This is a genomic window from Mesorhizobium sp. BR1-1-16 (genome assembly GCF_020165495.1).
Classification (GTDB): domain Bacteria; phylum Pseudomonadota; class Alphaproteobacteria; order Rhizobiales; family Kaistiaceae; genus Kaistia.
In genome coordinates this window covers 835,658-853,181 of sequence record NZ_JAIUIE010000001.1, presented here as the reverse complement: position 1 = coordinate 853,181, position 17,524 = coordinate 835,658, and the positions used below count along the sequence as shown (strand labels likewise).

The following is a 17,524-nucleotide window of genomic DNA, read 5'->3' as shown; positions in this document are numbered from 1 at the left end:
GGCCATGGCGCTTTTCAAACGCCCCGCGCCGATCGTTCCGCGCCAGCAGCATCTGCCGCAGCAGGTGCCGATCGATGCTTATGGCGGCGAAGCGGGTTTCCGCTTTGCCGAAATGGCGCATCCGGGCTCGATCCTGGCGCTGCCGAGCGGGATCTATGGCTGGGCGCCGAAAAGCGCCGCTGAACTCGACGCCGAGACGCTGGCGCCAGTCCTCGACGAGGCGTCTGCCATCGCCGTGCTCGTCATCGGAACTGGACGCGACATCGCCGCAATCTCCGCCCCGCTCCGCCAGGCGCTCCGCGAGGCGTCGATCGGCGTCGAGATCATGGCGACGGGTCCCGCCGTGCGTACCTACAACATCCTGCTCGCCGAGGGCCGATCGGTCGCGGCGGCGCTGATCGCGCCCTGAGCGGCCAAGCCGATGGACGCCTTTGCCTTCGCTGCCAGTGAAGTCCGCCAGCACGACCCCGAGCGCTTCTTCGCCGATCTCTTCGCGCCCGAGAGCGAGCGGCGCTACCTCTTCGCCCTGCATGCCTTCAATCTCGAAATCGCCCGCGTCCGCGAACGTGTCAGCGAGGCGCTGCCCGGCGAGATCCGGCTGCAATGGTGGCGCGATTTGCTCGAAGGCACGGCCAATGGCGAGGTCGCCGGCAATCCGGTCGCCGCAGCGCTCATCGAGACAATCGGCCTCAACAGCCTGCCACGCGCCGCGCTCATCAACCTCATCGAGGCGCGCGTCTTCGATCTCTACAACGATCCGATGCCGAGCCTTTCCGATCTCGAAGGCTATGCCGGCGAGACCGCCGCAGCCCTGATCCAGTGTGGCGCGCTGGTCCTCGCCAAGGGTCGCGATCCCGGCAGCGCCGATGCCAGTGGCCACGCCGGCGTCGCACAGGCGATCACCGGGCTTCTGCGCGCCCTGCCCTGGCACGCGCGCCGGCAGCAGCTCTATCTGCCCGCCCACCTCATGGCGAAGCATGGCGTCAAAGCCGAGGATATCTTCGCGGGTCGCGCGACGCCGGCGCTGATGGCGCTCCTTGCGGAGATGCGCGCGATCGCCCGCAGCCATCGCGACAAGGCACGAGCCGCGATCGGGCGGCTCGACACTGCGCTCCTGCCGGCCTTCCTGCCCGTGGCTCTCGTCGAGCCGACGCTTCTCAGGATGGAAAAGCGCGGCTACGACCCGTTCCAGACGGCTGTCGCGCTGCCGCAATGGCAGGTGCAGTGGCGGCTCTGGCGCGCGGCCCGGCGCGGAAATATTTGAGGCCGGCGCGGTTTTCCCCGGCCGGCCTCGAATTTCAAGCGCTTCTTTCGCGGATCAGCCCTGCAGGTAATCCATCGGATTGACCGGCTTGGAGCCCTTGCGGAGCTCGAAGTGGAGCTGCGGCGCGCTGACCGAGCCCGAGGTTCCGGCGCGCGAGATGATCTGTCCGCGGCGCACGGTATCGCCGCGCTGCACCAGGATCTGGCTGTTATGGGCATAGGCCGAGACCCAGCCATTGGCATGGCGGATCAGCACCAGATTGCCATAACCCTCGAGCTCGTTGCCGGCATAGATGACGGTACCGGCCTCGGCGGCCTTGATCGATGTGCCTTCCGGCACCGCGAGGTTGATGCCGTCATTGCGCTCGCCGGTCGCGGCGGTGCCAAACGAGCCGATAATACGGCCCCGCACCGGCCAGCGGAACGACGTGCCATTCGTCGACGGTGCGTCGGCGACCGGGGCAGAGGCGGTCTGATCGGCCGGGGGTTGCGGCTTGGCGGCAGCGGCCATTTCCTTGGCCGCATCGCCGGCAGCTGTGTTGCTCGGAACGGGCGCAATCGAAGCGGTCGTCGCGGGGACGTCGACTTGCGGATTGGCCGCAGCGACGGGCGTGCCTTCCGGGTCGTCGCCCTTGGCCTGCTCGGGCTTGCGCGCCGGATCTGGACGCATCGCGACCGTGCCGGATGGCGTGGGCCCCGGGATCTTGATCTTCTGGCCGCTCTTCAGCGTGTCGGCGGCGTTCAGATGATTGACCGCCGCGATTTCCTTGGGGCTCACATTATAGAGCCGCGCGACCTGATCGAGCGTCTGGCCGGGCGTCACGGTATGCAGGCCGCCGAGCGAGGTCGATGCCTCGGCGCTCGCCAGCTTCTTGTCTTCCGCAGTCGCCGCGACGGGCTTCGGAACCGCTCCGGCGACGCCATAGGTCGGGATCGTGATGCGCGTGCCGATGCCGACGGCGGACGGATCCGAGATGTTGTTGACGCGGGCCAGTTCCTTGACCGGCACGCCATAGCGGCGCGAGATCGACGACAGCGTCTCGCCATTGCCGAGCGTCACGACCGTGCCGCCGGCCGTATCCCAGCCGCCCTTGCTGGCGACGGCGGCTGTTGCAGCCGGACGGGCCAGGGGCTGCGGCTCGGCGGCCGTGGCCACCGCCCGCTCGCCGGGCGCAACGCCAGGCAGGAGTGCATCCTGCTGCGCCGATGTCGGCGGAATATCGGAACGCTGGACCTGGGAAGGCGGCGTATAGGGGCTCGGCTGAACCGGGGCCGGCATCGGCTGGTCGCCGCCGATGATCGCCTTCTGGTTCGCGGTGCTGCCGGTGAAGGCAGGAATACCGAATCGCGATGCATCCCCGCTGCATGCAGCTGTCAGCCCTGCGAGCAGGGAGATAACCGCAACCTGGCTCAGAACGCGGGACCGAACAGAGAGAACGCTTCTACGCATCGGTGAATACTCTCGACGCCACAAAATTTCGATGTCGCGAGTAGACAGCGGTAACGTTGACAAAGGCTTAAGCGACTCGGATTCGTCTTCGAAAAGCCCAAGCGGCGCCTTGAGATCGCGGCAGACCTGCGGCATGGGCGCCACGAATGTCCGTCAACCAATTCGCGATGTGGATGTGGACAACCCGCCCCGGGCGCCGGCGCGTCAGAGCCGGACGGCTTTGCCGGGAATCACGGGCACGAAGCGCACGGGACAGATCGGCGTCGATTCGATGCTGCGATCGACGCGCTGGAAGCGGGTCAGCATCTGCAGGCCATCGGCCGGGCCGACCGGCATGATCATGACGCCATGCGGCGCGAGCTGATCGATGAGATATTTCGGCGGCTGCGGCGCCGAGGCCGTGGTGACGATCCGATCGAATGGCGCCTTCTCGGACCAGCCGTGGATGCCGTCGCCGAACACCGATGTGATGCTGTCGCTTCGAATGGCCGCGAACCGCGCCTCGGCCGCGCCGGCCAGCGTGCGGAAGCGCTCCACGGTGTAGACATGCCGCACGGACATCGAGAGCACGGCGGCGAGATAGCCGGTCCCCGTGCCGACATCGAGCACACGCTCGCGCCCGGTCAGGGCGAGTGCCTTCAGCATCCGGGCTACGATGATCGGCGGCGTATTCTGCTGGCCGCAGGCGATGGGCTGCGGCCGCTCGGCAAAGAGCGGTCCATGCCGCGCCTCGCCATCGAGAAACAGGCTGCGCGGGACGGCTTCGAGGGCGGCCAGGATCTGGCGGTCGACGATGCCGATCTGGCGCAATCGCAACAGGAACTCGGCGATCGGAATCCGCGTCCCGTCGTCGAAATCATCCGCCGGATGGAATTGGACCGCCCCGAGTGCCATACGCTACGCGCCCTCGCCTTCTTGTGACGAGTGATGCACCAGCACTAGTAAACGGGTTGTTAGTGCAACCTAAGAGGCTGTTTGAAAAATCGGTCGGGTCGGTCGGCCGGGTCTTTTCGCGCCGCAGTTCGTCAATGATCTCGCCGATATCGAAGGATATCGCCTTCGATCATCTCCTGCTGCGCCACCAAAATCCCTCGGGCCGCCCTCAGCCGCCGACTTTTCAAACAGCCTCTCAGGAATCGCCAAACAGCATCTTGAGGCCAGCCAGTTCGTCATAGGCGGTCATATCGAGCCGCAGCGGCGTGACCGAAATCGCCCGATGCGTGATCGCGTGCATATCCGTCCCGGCATCGTGCTCCTGCGCCGCACGCTGGTATTTGAGCCAGAAATAGGGATTGCCGCGCCCGTCTGTGCGCTCCTCGATCGCGAGGCCATGGCTGACGACGCCCTGGACCGCGACCTTGAGGCCGGTCACCGCCTCGGCGGGGCAGCCCGGGAAATTCACGTTGTAGAGCACACCGCGCGGCGCCCCGTGCGCGACGAGCTTTTCGATGATGGCCGGCGCATGGCGCTCGGCGGTCTCGAAGGCGATCGTCCGCCGCCCATCGACCGAGTGCGAAGCCTGGCTGAGCGCGATCGAGGGAATGCCGAGCAGCGTCCCCTCGATGGCGCCGGCGACCGTTCCCGAATAGGTCACGTCGTCGGCGGCGTTCTGGCCGGCATTGACGCCCGACAGCACGAGATCCGGCACCCCGCCAAGCACCTTGTGCACAGCCATGATCACGCAGTCCGTTGGCGTGCCGCGCAGCGCGAAGATCTTTTCCGAAACCTGGCGCAGGCGGAGCGGATCACTCAGCGTCAGCGAATGCGCGAGACCCGACTGGTCGGTCTCAGGCGCCACCACCCAGACATCATCCGAAAGCGCATGTGCGATGCGCTCAAGTGCCGCGAGGCCCGGCGCGTGGATGCCGTCGTCATTGGTCAGCAGGATGCGCATCGTCATTCTTTCAAGCGGAAAGCCTTGCCTTCAAGCGGAGATTTTTTCGACGCCGCCCATATAGGGCCGCAGCGCCGCGGGCACGGTGACGCTGCCATCGCCGTTCTGGAACGTCTCCATCACCGCGATCAGGCAGCGGCCGACCGCCGTGCCGGAACCGTTCAGCGTGTGCACGAAGCGCGTGCCCTTGGCATCGCCTGCCGGGCGATAGCGCGCATTCATGCGCCGCGCCTGGAAATCGCCGCAGACCGAAACGGACGAGATCTCGCGATAGGCCTTCTGGCCCGGCAGCCAGACTTCGATGTCATAGGTCTTCTGCGCGCCGAAGCCCATGTCGCCGGTGCAGAGCGTCACGACGCGGTAATGCAGCTCCAGCGCCTGCAGCACAGCCTCGGCACATCCGAGCATCCGCTCATGCTCGTGAAGCGAGGTCTCCGGCGTCGTGATCGAGACCAGCTCGACCTTGTTGAACTGATGCTGGCGCAGCATGCCGCGCGTATCGCGCCCGGCCGAACCCGCCTCCGAACGGAAGCACGGCGTCAGCGCGGTGAAGCGGAGTGGCAGTTCCTTCTCGTCGAGAATGGATTCGCGAACGAGATTGGTCAGCGGGACTTCGGCAGTCGGGATGAGCCAGAGACCTGCGCCTGCGCTTTCCGCTTTGGAAGTAAAATCTGCAATCTTGCGATCCAGCTTCTCTAAATCATCAGCCAGTACTCGAATATCGCGCTGTCGCTCAACAACCGCAGGGCTGCTCTCAGAGGTCTCAGCTTCTATGGCGAAAAGAGCATCGCCACCATTCAATGACACCCAAAGCTTATCTTCTGCAGTGCGCTTAGTGGCCGCGAGATCTTCCCTAGCCATTTTCCAGTGTTCAAGCTCTCGAGCGAAAGGGCTGCGAGCCATGTACAGGTCGGATTCGAATTTCGGCAATTGCGCCGTGCCATAGAGCGCCTCATCCCGCACCAACAATGGCGGCTGGACTTCGGTGTAGCCGTGTTCCGTTGTGTGCAGATCGAGCATGAACTGGCCGAGCGCGCGTTCGAGCCGGGCGAGACCGCCCTTCAGCACGACGAAGCGGCTGCCGGAGAGCTTGGCGGCCGTCTCGAAATCCATCTGCTTTTGCGCGACGCCGATCTCGAAATGCTCGACCGGCTCGAAGTCGTAGAGCCGCTTCTGGCCGGACATCGACTTCTCGACATTGTCGTGCTCGTCCCTGCCATTCGGTACGTCGTCGAGAGGGATGTTCGGCAGCGTCGCGAGGAGGCCGTTCAGCGCCGTGTCGAGTTCGCGCTCCTTCTCCTCGGCATGAGCGAGAAATTCCTTAATCTCGCCGACTTCGGCCATCAGCGCGGCAGCGGTCGCCTCGTCCTTGGCAGCCTTGGCCTTGCCGATTTCCTTGGAGGCCGAATTCCGCCGCTCCTGCGCCGACTGCACCTTCTGGACATGCGCGCGCCGCTCCTCGTCGAGGCCGAGGATCGCCTCGGCGGCCGGCGGCGCGCCACGACGCGACAGCGCGCGATCGAAGGCGGCGGGGTTTTCGCGGATCCACTTGATATCGAGCATGACAGGGGTCTCGGCTTGACGCCGTCCACAGATGCGCGGCGGCGCCTGAGGGATAGAGGGAGACGGGACAGGGATCAACCCGCCGGGTCAATCTCGCGGGCCGGAGCGAGTGCGCGGGGGCTCGCGGTTCTACAGGAGCTGCCCTCGGATGTGTCGCCGGCCGTTTCAACGCTCAGGCCGTCATGGCCGCACTTGTTGCGGCCATCCACGACTTGCTTGATGAAACGCGGCGATGTCCCCGACATCAAGAGCAAGACGTGGATGCCCGGGACGAGCCCGGGCGTGACGGCGGAGTGTTATCGGCGAAGGGAACGACGACGACCGCGCCCGCCCCTACTCGCCCTTCGCGTCGGCCGCGGCCTTTGCTGCTTCAGCAGCCTTCCGCTGGCGCTCGATCATGCGCACGGAGAAGATCGAGATCTCGTAGAGCAGGATGGCCGGTACGGCGAGTGAGATCTGGCTGATCATGTCCGGCGGCGTCAGGACGGCGGCGATGATGAAGGCGACGACGATTGCGTAGCGCCGCTTCGACTTCAGCATCTCGCTCGACACGATGCCGGCGCGGCCGAGCAGCGTCAGAATCACCGGCAGCTGGAACACCGTGCCGAAGGCCAGGATCAGCGTCATGATCAGGCCGAGATATTCGTTGACCTTGAACAGCGCCTCGATTGAAGCCTTGCCGTTGCCGCCTGTCTGCTGGAACGACAGGAAGAAATGCAGCGCCAGCGGCAGGATCAGGAAATAGACCAGCGCGGCGCCGAGACAGAACAGGATCGGCGTCGCGATCAGATAGGGCACGAAAGCGCGGCGCTCATGCTTGTAGAGGCCGGGCGCGGCGAACTTGTAGATCTGCGAGGCGATGACCGGGAAGGCGATAAACACTGCGCCGAACAGCGCCAGCTTCATCTGCGTCAGGAAATATTCCTGCGGCGCCGTATAGATCAGCTTGACGTCCTGTGCCGGGCCGACCGCCCATTCATAGGGAATGACGAGGATGTTGTAGATCGTGCCAGCAAAATAGAAGCAGACCAGAAAGGCGACCAGGATCGCCCCGATCGCCCACATCAGCCTTTGCCTGAGCTCGATCAGATGATCGAGCAGCGGCATGCGGCTGGCTTCGATCTCGTCTTCTTGCGTCGGCTGGTCGGTCATCAACTGCGCTCTTCAGTCGGCGGCGCGGGGGTCGGCGCAGCAGCGATCTCATTGGCCGGGGCGGCCGGAACCATCGGCGCGAGCGGCGCAGCCGGCGGGCTGAGCGACGAGGCGAGGTCGAGTTGCAAAGGCTCCGCAGCCGGTGACGAGGTCGTCGGCGCAGCCTTGGCCACGGGTTTGGCACGCGGCGCGCGCGGCTTCTTCACCGCCGCGACAACCTCGGCTTCGGCGACAGCTTCAGCCGCTTTCGGTTTCGCGACACGCTTCGGCGCGGGCGGCGTTTCGCCCTCGGCGACGTCTGCCTTCGGCTTCCGCTTCCGAGCAGGCTTCTTCTCCGCCTGAGCGGCCTGATCGACCGGCAGCGGATCGGCAGCCGGAACGAGATCGGCGTCGGTCATCGGCTGGGCGAGCTGATCCATCGGCGGCGGCACAGGATCCGGCGCGGGCTTTGCCACAGGCTCGGGCTTGGCGAGCGCTGCCTGGATCGGGTCGAGCTGCTTGCGGATCTCGTTCATCGGATTGAGGCCGCGCAACTCGTTCAGCGAATCCTTGACGCCATCGAGCTCTGCTTCACGCAGCGCCTCGTTGAACTGGCTCTGGAATTCGCCCGCTGTCTTGCGCAACTTCGAGACCATGCGGCCCGCCGCGCGCAACATCGGCGGCAGGTCCTTTGGCCCGACCACGACAATCGCCACGATGGCGATTATCAGGATTTCGCTCCAGCCTATATCGAACATCGATCAATGCCCGCCGACACGCAAAACCACGCCCCGTCGACGACGCGGCGGTCTCTCATGTCCGGCGGCTCCTCGAATGCTAGCTGCTGGCGCGCGTCTTTTCGTCGGTCGTCGGCGTGACGATGTCGGCGGGCTTGTGGTCGATATTGCCAGTCGGACGCACGACCGTCTCGTCGTCATCCGCGAGCCCCTTCTTGAAGCTCTTCACGCCTTTTGCGACGTCGCCCATCATGTCCGAGATCTTGCCCTTGCCGAACAGCAAAAGCACGATCACCAGAACGATCAGCCAATGCCAAATGCTAAGCGAACCCATGAACCCTCTCCAAAGCGCCTTCTGCGGCGCAGCCGGAACGAACTATCGCAGACCCGTCCCGCTGCCGCAACCTGACCTCATCCTACGCGGCATGTAGGGCTATTGTACGGCTTTATCAAATACGAGCACGTCGCGCTCCTCGAGCGCGATCGACACGGTGTCCCCGATCCGATAGGGCACCGGCCCGCGCGTGCGCACTTTGACCGGAACGTCGCTGCCATCGACCGCGATGTCGTAGAGGTCGACCTCGCCGAGGAAGCGATGGCCGACGACGCGTCCGGCGACGCCTTCATCGCCAAGGCGAATGCCCTGCGGGCGGATGCCGACCGTGACCGCGCTGCCCTCCCCGCGCGCCCCCGCATCGACGGTCCCGGCCGGTGTTTCGACCCGGCCGCCGCGCACAATGCCGCCGAACTCGTTCATTTCCGAGAAGAATCGGGCCGCGTAGAGATCGACCGGCCGCTCATAGAGATCACGCGCCGTACCGATCTGCAGCAGGCGACCGGCCCGCATCAACGCGATCCGGTCGCTCATCCGCATCGCCTCTTCCGGGTCATGCGTGACGATGATGCAGGTCGCCCGGGTCTCCCGGATGATGGCCAGCGTCTCGTCGCGGACATGGTCGCGCAGGCGCTTGTCGAGGCCGGAAAACGGCTCGTCCATCAGAAGGACCCCCGGACGCGGCGCTATGGCGCGGGCCAGCGCGACACGCTGCTGTTCACCGCCCGATAATTCATGGGGATAGGCAGAGGCGAAGCCCTCGAGACCGACACGGGCAAGCGAGCGATGACCCTGCCGCTCCGCCTCGGCGCGCGGCGTCGAGGCAAGTCCGTAGATGACATTCTTCAGGATCGTCATATGCGGAAACAGCGCATAATCCTGGAACATCAACCCGATGCCGCGCTTTTCGGGCGGCACATGCGTCTTCGGTCCGGCAATCTCGCGGCCGTTGATGGTCACCCGGCCGCCCGAGGGCATTTCGAGCCCGGCCGTCACGCGTAGAAGCGTGGTCTTGCCGCAGCCGGAGCGACCAAGAAGCGAGACCACCTCGCCCGGCTCGACCGAGAGATCAATGCCGCGCAGCGAAATCTCGCTGCCATAATGATGGGTGACATCCTCGAAGCCGAGTCGCGCTGCGATCGTGACGCCGGCGGTTCCCCGGCGCCCCCATGCGGTTCGTTCGAGCGAAGGTGCGCTTTCCGGCGAGGCGCTGGCGGTGGCTGGTATATTGGCGGTCATGCTGCGGTTTAGCCTGAAGGAACGCCGAGGTCGACAGGATTGAGGGGCTCAATCCTCTCGAAGCGCCGAGGGCAGGAGATCCTCCGGGTCGAGCGGGTCCTCGTCTTCGGTCAGATCGGGCGCGTCACGCGGCTCGGGAACGGAGAAGCCCGGCGGAATGCGGCCATCGAGCAGGCCCGCACCACGCAATTCCTCGAGACCAGGCAGATCGCCGACCGATTCGAGGCCGAAATGGATCAGGAAGTCTTCGGTCGTGCCATAGGTAATCGGCCGCCCAGGCGTCTTGCGGCGACCGCGCATGCGCAGCCACCCCGTTTCCAGGAGGACGTCGAGCGTGCCCTTGGATGTAGAGACGCCGCGGATTTCCTCGATTTCGGCCCGCGTCACCGGCTGGTGATAGGCGATGATCGCCAGCGTTTCCAGCGCCGCGCGCGAGAGCTTTTTCGGCTCGTCCTGCTCACGCCGCAACAGGAAGGCGAGATCATCCGCCGTCCGAAACATCCATTTGCCCGCCACTTTCACGAGAGTCACGCCACGTCCGGAATAGGCGTGCTGCAACTCGCGCAGGAGGCTCGCGACATCGCTGCCATCAGGCAGCCGCGAGGCGATCTCGTCGGCGGAAAGCGGCTCGGCGCTCGCGAAGAGAATCGCCTCGACCATGCGGAGCGCCATGCGCTGCGCTTCGGGGGCAAGCGACGTGATCGCGGTGGGCTCAGCCATCATCGTCCCTCGCTGCGGCATCGCGGAGCAGGATCGGCGCGAACGCGCCATCCTGGCGCAGTGCCAGCTTGCCTTCCCGCACCAGTTCGAGGCTGGCGCCGAAGGCACTGGCCCGCACGCTCGGCCTGATCTCCGGCGAGACGAGATAGGGTGACAGGAAGACCTCCATCGGCGTCCATTCGGCGATCGAACCGATCATCCGCTCGAGCAGTTCACGTCCTTCGGCCAAGGACCAGACCTGGCGGCGGCGCACATGGACGATCGAAACCATCTGCCGCTGACGCTGTGCGGCATAAGCGGAAAGAAGTTCGAAAAGCGAGGCGGAGTAACGACTTCGGCGCAGGAGCTCGACCGGTTCCGGCGCGCCGCGCGGGAAGACGTCGCGGCCGGCGCGGTCGCGGTTGACAAGCCGCGCCGCCGCATCGCGCATCGCCTCGAGACGCTGCAGGCGAAAGGCGAGCGCCGCCGCCAGCTCCTGCCCGCTCGGCTCGTCGCCCGCCTGCGGTTCGGGCAGAAGAAGCTTCGATTTGAGGAAGGCCAGCCACGCCGCCATCACGAGATAATCGGCCGCAAGCTCAAGCCGCAGCTTTCTGAGCTCCTCGATATAAGCGAGATACTGATCGGCCAGCGCCAGAATGGAAATGCGCGCGAGATCGACCTTCTGGTTGCGGGCCAGCGCCAGCAACAGATCAAGCGGCCCCTCGAAACCGTCGACGTCCACGACGAGCGGTGCGTCGGCGTCCGCCTTCGGCCTGTCTGGACGTTCCCAGGTTTCCGGTCCGCTGCCCTCGCCGCGCGCGGCTTCCGCCATCGGGCGCCTCAGCTGACGGCCGGCGGCAAGCCCGACCGCTCGGCGAGGATCATGAATTCGGCCTCTGCCGCCTCGCGGTCGAACGGATGCGCGGCAGTCCGGTGGGCAAGAGCGGCGGCGGCGCGTTCGGCCGCGCGGCCTTCGAGCATCGGCACGCTGGCAGCGACGGCGCGCATCTCAGCCATGTCTCCATTGCAGTGGAGCACGATATCGCAGCCGGCACCGATGACCCGCGCGGCGCGTTCGCCGACATCGCCGCCGAGGGCCTTCATCGAGAGATCATCGCTCATCAAGAGTCCATCAAAGCCAATCTGCCCGCGAATGATCGTCTCGATCACGCTGCTCGACGTCGTCGCCGGTTGGTCGGGATCGATCGCCTTGAACACGATATGAGCGGTCATCGCCATCGGCAGCGCGGCCAGCGCCCGGAATGGCGCGAAGTCGGTCTTCTGCAAGGTGGAGAGGCTGGCGGAGACTTCCGGCAGGGCGTGGTGGCTGTCGATCACCGCGCGGCCATGGCCGGGCATATGCTTCATGACCGGCAGGACGCCACCGGCCAAAAGGCCCTCGGCGGTCGCCGCGCCCAGGATGGCGACCATGTCGGGGTCGTGGCCGTAAGAACGATCGCCGATCGCGGGATGGGTCTCGGCGGTTGCGACATCGAGCACCGGCAGGCAATCGACCGTGATGCCGAGATCGGCGAGATCCGCCGCGATCAGCCGACCCTGCAGCCAGGCCATGCGACGCCCGGCAGCCTCATCATTTGCGTAGAGCGTTCCGGCGAAACGCACGGCCGGGCGGCTCTTCCACAAAGGCGGCGCGATGCGCTGGACCCGTCCGCCTTCCTGATCGATGAGCACAGGCCGCTCGGGATCGCCCAGAACCTCGCGAAAGGTTGCGACGAGATCGCAGACGTCTTCCGGTGTGCCGATATTGCGCTTGAAGAGAATGAGGCCCCAAGGCCTCGCCTCCCGGAAAAAGGCGATCTCGTCGGCAGTGAGAGCAGTCCCGGCGCAGCCGGAGATGAAGGCCTTGGCTGTCATTCTGGCGATGCTCGCTCATGCGCTCGACGGTCCGCGATTCGGCGGAGCGTCCCAGTTCCTTAGCGTTCCGCGCTTCGGCGGCCGAAAGCAAGACCGGCCGCCCGCTGTCCGCAACGGACGGCTGAGGCGGCCGGACAAGAGATGATCAGTTCTTCTGGACGATACAGGTCCCGCCGGCCGCGCGCAGTTGCTCGCAGAAATTGACGGCTTCGTCGCGTGTCGCCATCGGGCCGACGCGGGCGCGGTAATAAATGCCCTTGGCGCCGAGATCGGCCTTGGCGATATCCAGCGGGCGGTCGCCCATCAGGCTCGGGAACTTCCGCTGCAGGTTCTTGTAGGCCGTCTGCGCGGCAGCCTCCGTGCGCTGCGAGGAGACCTGGACCACGAAACCGCCGCTCGAAGGCGTTGCAGCCGGCGCCGCAGGCTGAGGCTCGGGCGTTGCCGGAACCGGCGTCGGTGCAGCAGCAACCTCGGGCTCTGCGGGGGCGGGAGCCGAAAGCTGCGAGGTGTCCTTGGCAGTGGCCGCAGCGGGCGGGGTGTCGTCTGCGACAGCAGGCGGGGTGTCGAGGCTGCTCGCTGTCGGCGTCTGCATGGCGGTCGCGGCGGGCGGATTGGCGCTGGCGACATCGGTTGACGCCGGCGCGCCGCCACGCGGCGTGGCTTCGCTGGAAACGATGGTGCCGTCCGGCTTCACGACAACAGTGCGAACCTTGCGCGGGCCGGCATCGTCGCCGGTGTCGGCTGTATTGTCGCCCCCCGGAACGGCCGGGCTCGTCGACTGGTCGCCTGGCCCACCCGGCAGGATGATGCGCGAAATCTCGCGGCTCGCCTGGCTCTCGTTCGACTGCGCGGTCGCATCCGCGGTGCCATCATCAGGAATCTGCAGCTGGTCCGGCGACGACTTGTCGGGATCGACGCGGTCGTAGATCAGCTTGTTCTGCTGCGTATCCTGGTTCTGCGTCGGCTGAACGGCGGGCTCGACCTTGGTGGGGCTCTGGTCCGCCGCAATCACCTGCGGCGTGCCGCCGCCACTGACCGAAGACCGCCCTTTCAGCGCCAGGGCGCCGAGGCCGCCGGCGACCAGCACAGCGAGAACCACGCCGGCGGTTATGAGCATCTTGCGCGAACGGCGCGGGGGCTCGGGCTCGAAATCTGGATCATCGAAATAGCCGTCGTCGCCGCCATCGTAATCGGCGCGCAGATCGTCGTCGTCGATGTATTCGTCGCCGTAATCATCGTCATCGCGAGCCGGCGGAACTGGAGGGGCCGGCGGCGCGACAGGGCGACGCTGCACGGATTCCGGAACACGGCCGCGACCGAAATCCGGCGAGGCGACATAGGGGTCGGGCGCAGGTGATGCCGGCATCGCAGCGCGTGGCGGCGCAATGGGCGCGCCAGGGCGAACAGCCATATGATCGAAATCGTCGACGCGCGGCGCCTCAGGAGCAGCGCGTGGCGGCACCCGGACCGGCTCCGGCGCGCGCGGCTGGGACATCCTCGGTTCAGCGGCCCGCGGCTCTGGCGCACGCGGGGCCGGCGCCGATCGTGCACCAGGGTCGAACGAGGAATGCAGGTCGTTCAGCAGCTCAGCCTCAAGGTCGAACGAGGTATCGCGCGGCGGCTGCGCAGAACGGGGTGCCGCCCGGAGGGGTGCCTCCTGCGGCTGATAACGCGAGCCGAGGATCTGGTCGAAGCTCTCATTGCCCGAAACGATGCGGGCCAATTCTACCAGCGGATCGTCCTCGGGAAGGTCGGCCGTGTCATCACGACGCGGAACCTCGCCCGCCGGACGGCGCGCAAAAGACTTGTCAAAGCGATCTGCCATCGCGTTACACTCTCCGCCTGCCCGCTCTCAAGCGGGCCGAAATAACGCTCGCGATGAAATGCTCAGCGCATCTCGTCGGGCGCGCTCACGCCAAGCACATCGAGCCCGGATGACAGCACCTGCTTTATGGCATGAACAAGGGCAAGCCGAGCCATGGTCGATGCTGGCTCATCAGCGTTAATAAAGCGTAATTGCGGCAGATCCTTGCCTCGGTTCCACTGTTGGTGGAACTCGGCGGCAAGCTCGTAGAGGAAGAAAGCGACGCGGTGGGGCTCGTGCGACTCCGCGGCGCCCTCGATGAGGCGCGGAAATTCGGCGAGCCGCCGCTGCAGGCTGATCTCGCCCTGATCCTGAAGGATCGAAAGGTCAGCCCCGGCAAGGCTTTGCGCTGAAAGGTCGATGTCCGGAACCTCGATCGCAGCGTTCCGCAAGATCGATGCAGCGCGGGCGTGGCCATACTGAACGTAGAAGACCGGATTGTCCTTCGACTGCTCGGTGACCTTCTGGAAGTCGAAATCGAGCGGCGCATCGCTCTTGCGGTAGAGCATCATGAATCGCACCGCGTCGCGGCCGACCTCTTCGACGACGTCTCGCAGCGTCACGAAATCGCCAGAGCGCTTCGACATGCGCACCGGCTCGCCGGCCCGGAACAGCTTCACCAACTGGCAGAGCAGCACCTCGACGCTGACAGTCCCGTTTGAAAGAGCCCGGCCAAGTGCCTGAAGACGCTTCACATAACCGCCATGGTCGGCGCCAAGGACATAGATCAGGCGCTTGAAGCCCCGATCGACCTTGTCCTTCATGTAGGCGACATCGCCGGCGAAATAGGTGTAGCTGCCATCGGACTTGACCAGCGGCCGGTCGATGTCGTCGCCGACATCGGTCGCGCGGAACAGGAGCTGTTCGCGATCTTCCCAATCGTCGGGAAGCTGGCCCTTCGGCGGCGGCAGCGTACCGCTATAGACGAAGCCGCGCTCCGTCAGGTCATCGATGGTGGACTTGATCTTGCCGCCATTGCTCCCGGCGAGCGAGGCTTCCGAGAAGAACACGTCGTGATGGACATTGAGAAGCGCGAGATCGTCGCGGATCATCGCCATCATCATGTCGATCGCGGTCTGCCGGACCACAGGCAGCCACTCCGCCTCAGTTTGCGCCAGGAGCGCATCGCCAAAGCGCTCGACCAGCACCGCGCCGACCGGCTTCAGATAGTCGCCCGGATAAAGTCCCTCGGGAATGGTGATCGTCTCGCCCAGCGCTTCGCGATAGCGCAGGAAGGCCGAGCGGGCGAGGACATCGACCTGGCCGCCGGCGTCATTGATATAATATTCCTTGGTGACGCCGTAGCCGGCGGCGGCGAGCAGGTTGGCAAGCGCATCGCCCACCACCGCGCCACGGCAATGGCCGACATGCATCGGGCCGGTCGGATTGGCCGAGACATATTCGACATTGACGCTGGTGCCGCTGCCGATCGTGCTGCGGCCATAGGCGGCGCCGGCGAGGATCGCCGCCCGCAGCGCCTCGGCGCGATAGCCTTCCGAAAGCGTGATGTTGATGAAGCCAGGGCCAGCGACATCCGCCGAGGCGACGTCCCCGTCGTCGCGCAGCCGACCGGCGATGGCCTCGGCGAGATCCCGTGGCTTCAGCCCGAGCGGCTTTGCCAGGACCATGGCGGCGTTGGTCGCCAGATCGCCGTGAGCAGCATCGCGCGGCGGCTCGACGACAACGCGCTGAAGATCCGTGCCCGCATGGCCTCCGGCGGCGAGGATGACCTCGACGGCCGATGTGACGCGCGCGGTGAAGTCGCGGAAAATATTCATGATCGGGCGGACGCTTTCGGCGAGGCTCTACGGGATGCTGGCGCCTAGCCCAAATCGGGCCATGCGTCAAACAGGCGCTTATGTTCGCGGAGCGCATAGCGATCCGTCATGCCGGCCAGAAAGTCGGCGATCCGGCGCGCGCGGCGGACTGGATCGGCATCATCTGACGATGGCCGCCACTCGTCCGGAAGAGCGGCTTCGTCGCCCAAATAACGCTCAAACAGCCGCTCGACGACATGCTCGGCCGAACGCATGACCGCCATCACCCGCTCGTGGCGATAGACACGATGCTTCAGATGAGCCTTCACAGCGCGATCGGCAGCGGCCATTTCCGGCGAGAATCCGACGAGTGGCCGGCCGAGGCGGCGAATATCGGCGATCGACGCGGGCTCTGCAGCCTCGATCCGGCGCAGCGACTCGCCGATGACGTCCTCGATCATGCGCGTGATGACCCGTCGGACGATCTCGTTGATCAGCCTTGGCCCGGCAACGCCTGGATGCGCACGCTCGATATCCGCCATGATCTTCGCGAGAAACGGGACTTCGCGCAGCCCTTCGATGCTGAGAAGCCCGGCGCGAAGGCCATCATCGATGTCGTGCGCATCATAGGCGATGTCGTCGGCAATCGCCGCCGCCTGCGCCTCGGCGGAGGCGAAGGTGGAAAGCTCGAGATCCTGCTCGGCGGAATAGGCCCGGATGGCAGCGGGGAGCGTCGCCGGATCGGCACCCGGCGCCAGCAGCGGGCCGTTATGCTTGACGAGCCCTTCCAGCGTCTCGAAGGCGAGGTTGAGGCCGTCGAAATCCGGATAGCGGCGTTCGAGCCTGGTGACGACGCGCAGGCTCTGCGCATTGTGATCGAAGCCGCCATAAGGCGTCATGACGCGATCAAGCGCCCGTTCGCCGGCATGGCCGAAGGGCGTGTGGCCGAGATCATGCGAGAGAGCCACAGCTTCGGCGAGGTCTTCATCGAGGCGCAATGCCCTCGCCAGCGCACGCGCGATTTGCGCCACCTCGATCGTATGAGTCAGGCGAGTGCGAAAATGGTCGCCTTCGTCAAACAGGAAGACCTGTGTCTTGTTGTTCAGACGGCGAAAGGCCGTCGAATGGATGATGCGGTCACGGTCGCGCTGAAACGGCGTCCGCGTCGGGCTCGCCGGCTCGCGGTGGAGGCGGCCACGGCTTGCCTCGGGATCGGCGGCAAAAGGCGCCCGGTCCGACCCGCCGAATCCGATCAATCCGTCGAATTCCCGCTCCACGCTGTCGCCACCCTTCCATTCGGCGCATTGACACTGCCGATCGCGTTCTTAACTATCGCGAAGGGCCTGCCAAAGGTAGGCCGGCAACGGAACAACCTCATGACGACTGCAACGCTCGACATCACGCTTTCCGACCGGGCCGCCAAGCGCATCGCCCGTATCCTGTCCAAGGAAGCGGGGGGCACGGCGCTGCGCATCAGCGTTTCGGGTGGCGGCTGTTCCGGCTTCCAGTACGGCTTCGATCTCGATACGGCGCGCAATCCCGATGATCTCGTCCTCGAGAAGAACGGCGCGACTGTGCTGATCGATTCGGTCTCGATCCCCTTCATGGAAGGTTCGGAGATCGACTTTGCCGACGACCTGATCGGCCAATCGTTCCAGATCAAGAACCCACTCGCCACGTCCTCGTGCGGCTGCGGCACCAGTTTCGCCATCTGATCT

At 65.6% G+C, this 17,524-nt stretch carries 17 protein-coding genes; 3 read left to right on the top strand and 14 right to left on the bottom strand.

Features of this window, described 5'->3' with window-relative positions:
- The first annotated feature begins 4 nt into the window (after positions 1 to 4).
- Complete coding sequence (locus LB518_RS04105; RefSeq protein ID WP_224573349.1) at positions 5 to 409, top strand: Mth938-like domain-containing protein; 405 nt, start codon at positions 5 to 7, stop codon at positions 407 to 409.
- 12 nt (positions 410 to 421) lie between these two features.
- Positions 422 to 1,264 (top strand): phytoene/squalene synthase family protein, encoded by an 843-nt coding sequence (locus LB518_RS04100; protein ID WP_224573347.1) that lies wholly within the window; start codon positions 422 to 424, stop codon positions 1,262 to 1,264.
- Between the two features lie 54 nt (positions 1,265 to 1,318).
- On the opposite strand, the gene LB518_RS04095 is transcribed toward LB518_RS04100, so the two are convergent.
- The 14 genes from LB518_RS04095 to LB518_RS04030 form a co-directional block, all read right to left on the bottom strand.
- Complete coding sequence (locus LB518_RS04095; protein ID WP_224573345.1) at positions 1,319 to 2,713, bottom strand: peptidoglycan DD-metalloendopeptidase family protein; 1,395 nt, start codon at positions 2,711 to 2,713, stop codon at positions 1,319 to 1,321.
- A gap of 204 nt (positions 2,714 to 2,917) precedes the next feature.
- Positions 2,918 to 3,607: a protein-L-isoaspartate(D-aspartate) O-methyltransferase gene (locus LB518_RS04090; protein ID WP_224573343.1), complete on the bottom strand. Its 690-nt coding sequence runs from the start codon at positions 3,605 to 3,607 to the stop codon at positions 2,918 to 2,920.
- Positions 3,608 to 3,842: 235 nt separating this feature from the next.
- Entirely contained in the window at positions 3,843 to 4,607 is a 765-nt protein-coding gene (surE, locus tag LB518_RS04085) for a 5'/3'-nucleotidase SurE (RefSeq protein WP_224573342.1), read from the bottom strand.
- Positions 4,608 to 4,637: 30 nt separating this feature from the next.
- Positions 4,638 to 6,170 (bottom strand): serine--tRNA ligase, encoded by a 1,533-nt coding sequence (serS, locus tag LB518_RS04080; protein WP_224573341.1) that lies wholly within the window; start codon positions 6,168 to 6,170, stop codon positions 4,638 to 4,640.
- A 333-nt stretch (positions 6,171 to 6,503) separates the two neighbouring features.
- Positions 6,504 to 7,322: a twin-arginine translocase subunit TatC gene (gene tatC / locus LB518_RS04075; RefSeq protein WP_224573339.1), complete on the bottom strand. Its 819-nt coding sequence runs from the start codon at positions 7,320 to 7,322 to the stop codon at positions 6,504 to 6,506.
- Positions 7,322 to 8,059, bottom strand: coding sequence for a Sec-independent protein translocase protein TatB (gene tatB / locus LB518_RS04070; RefSeq protein WP_224573337.1), 738 nt, complete (start codon positions 8,057 to 8,059; stop codon positions 7,322 to 7,324). The genes tatC and tatB overlap by 1 nt, the downstream gene beginning before the upstream one ends.
- Positions 8,060 to 8,138: 79 nt before the next feature.
- Positions 8,139 to 8,372, bottom strand: a complete 234-nt coding sequence (locus tag LB518_RS04065) for a twin-arginine translocase TatA/TatE family subunit (protein ID WP_224573335.1) — start codon at positions 8,370 to 8,372, stop codon at positions 8,139 to 8,141.
- 99 nt (positions 8,373 to 8,471) lie between these two features.
- Entirely contained in the window at positions 8,472 to 9,611 is a 1,140-nt protein-coding gene (locus LB518_RS04060) for an ABC transporter ATP-binding protein (RefSeq protein WP_224573333.1), read from the bottom strand.
- Positions 9,612 to 9,659: 48 nt separating this feature from the next.
- Positions 9,660 to 10,331 (bottom strand): SMC-Scp complex subunit ScpB, encoded by a 672-nt coding sequence (gene scpB, locus LB518_RS04055; protein WP_224573331.1) that lies wholly within the window; start codon positions 10,329 to 10,331, stop codon positions 9,660 to 9,662.
- Positions 10,324 to 11,142 (bottom strand): segregation and condensation protein A, encoded by an 819-nt coding sequence (locus LB518_RS04050; RefSeq protein ID WP_224573328.1) that lies wholly within the window; start codon positions 11,140 to 11,142, stop codon positions 10,324 to 10,326. The genes scpB and LB518_RS04050 overlap by 8 nt, the downstream gene beginning before the upstream one ends.
- 8 nt (positions 11,143 to 11,150) lie before the next feature.
- Positions 11,151 to 12,185 (bottom strand): beta-N-acetylhexosaminidase, encoded by a 1,035-nt coding sequence (gene nagZ, locus LB518_RS04045; RefSeq protein WP_224573326.1) that lies wholly within the window; start codon positions 12,183 to 12,185, stop codon positions 11,151 to 11,153.
- Between the two features lie 145 nt (positions 12,186 to 12,330).
- A complete protein-coding gene (locus LB518_RS04040; RefSeq protein WP_224573324.1) occupies positions 12,331 to 14,010 on the bottom strand; it encodes an SPOR domain-containing protein in 1,680 nt (559 codons plus the stop codon).
- 62 nt (positions 14,011 to 14,072) lie between these two features.
- Entirely contained in the window at positions 14,073 to 15,827 is a 1,755-nt protein-coding gene (gene argS / locus LB518_RS04035) for an arginine--tRNA ligase (protein ID WP_224573312.1), read from the bottom strand.
- Between the two features lie 44 nt (positions 15,828 to 15,871).
- Complete coding sequence (locus tag LB518_RS04030) at positions 15,872 to 17,062, bottom strand: deoxyguanosinetriphosphate triphosphohydrolase (protein ID WP_224573310.1); 1,191 nt, start codon at positions 17,060 to 17,062, stop codon at positions 15,872 to 15,874.
- Positions 17,063 to 17,182: 120 nt separating this feature from the next.
- Here LB518_RS04030 and erpA point away from each other — a divergent pair, with 120 nt between their 5' ends.
- The gene (gene erpA, locus LB518_RS04025) at positions 17,183 to 17,521 is read left to right on the top strand and encodes an iron-sulfur cluster insertion protein ErpA (RefSeq protein WP_224573307.1); all 339 of its coding nucleotides are present in this window, start codon (positions 17,183 to 17,185) and stop codon (positions 17,519 to 17,521) included.
- Positions 17,522 to 17,524: the final 3 nt, after the last annotated feature.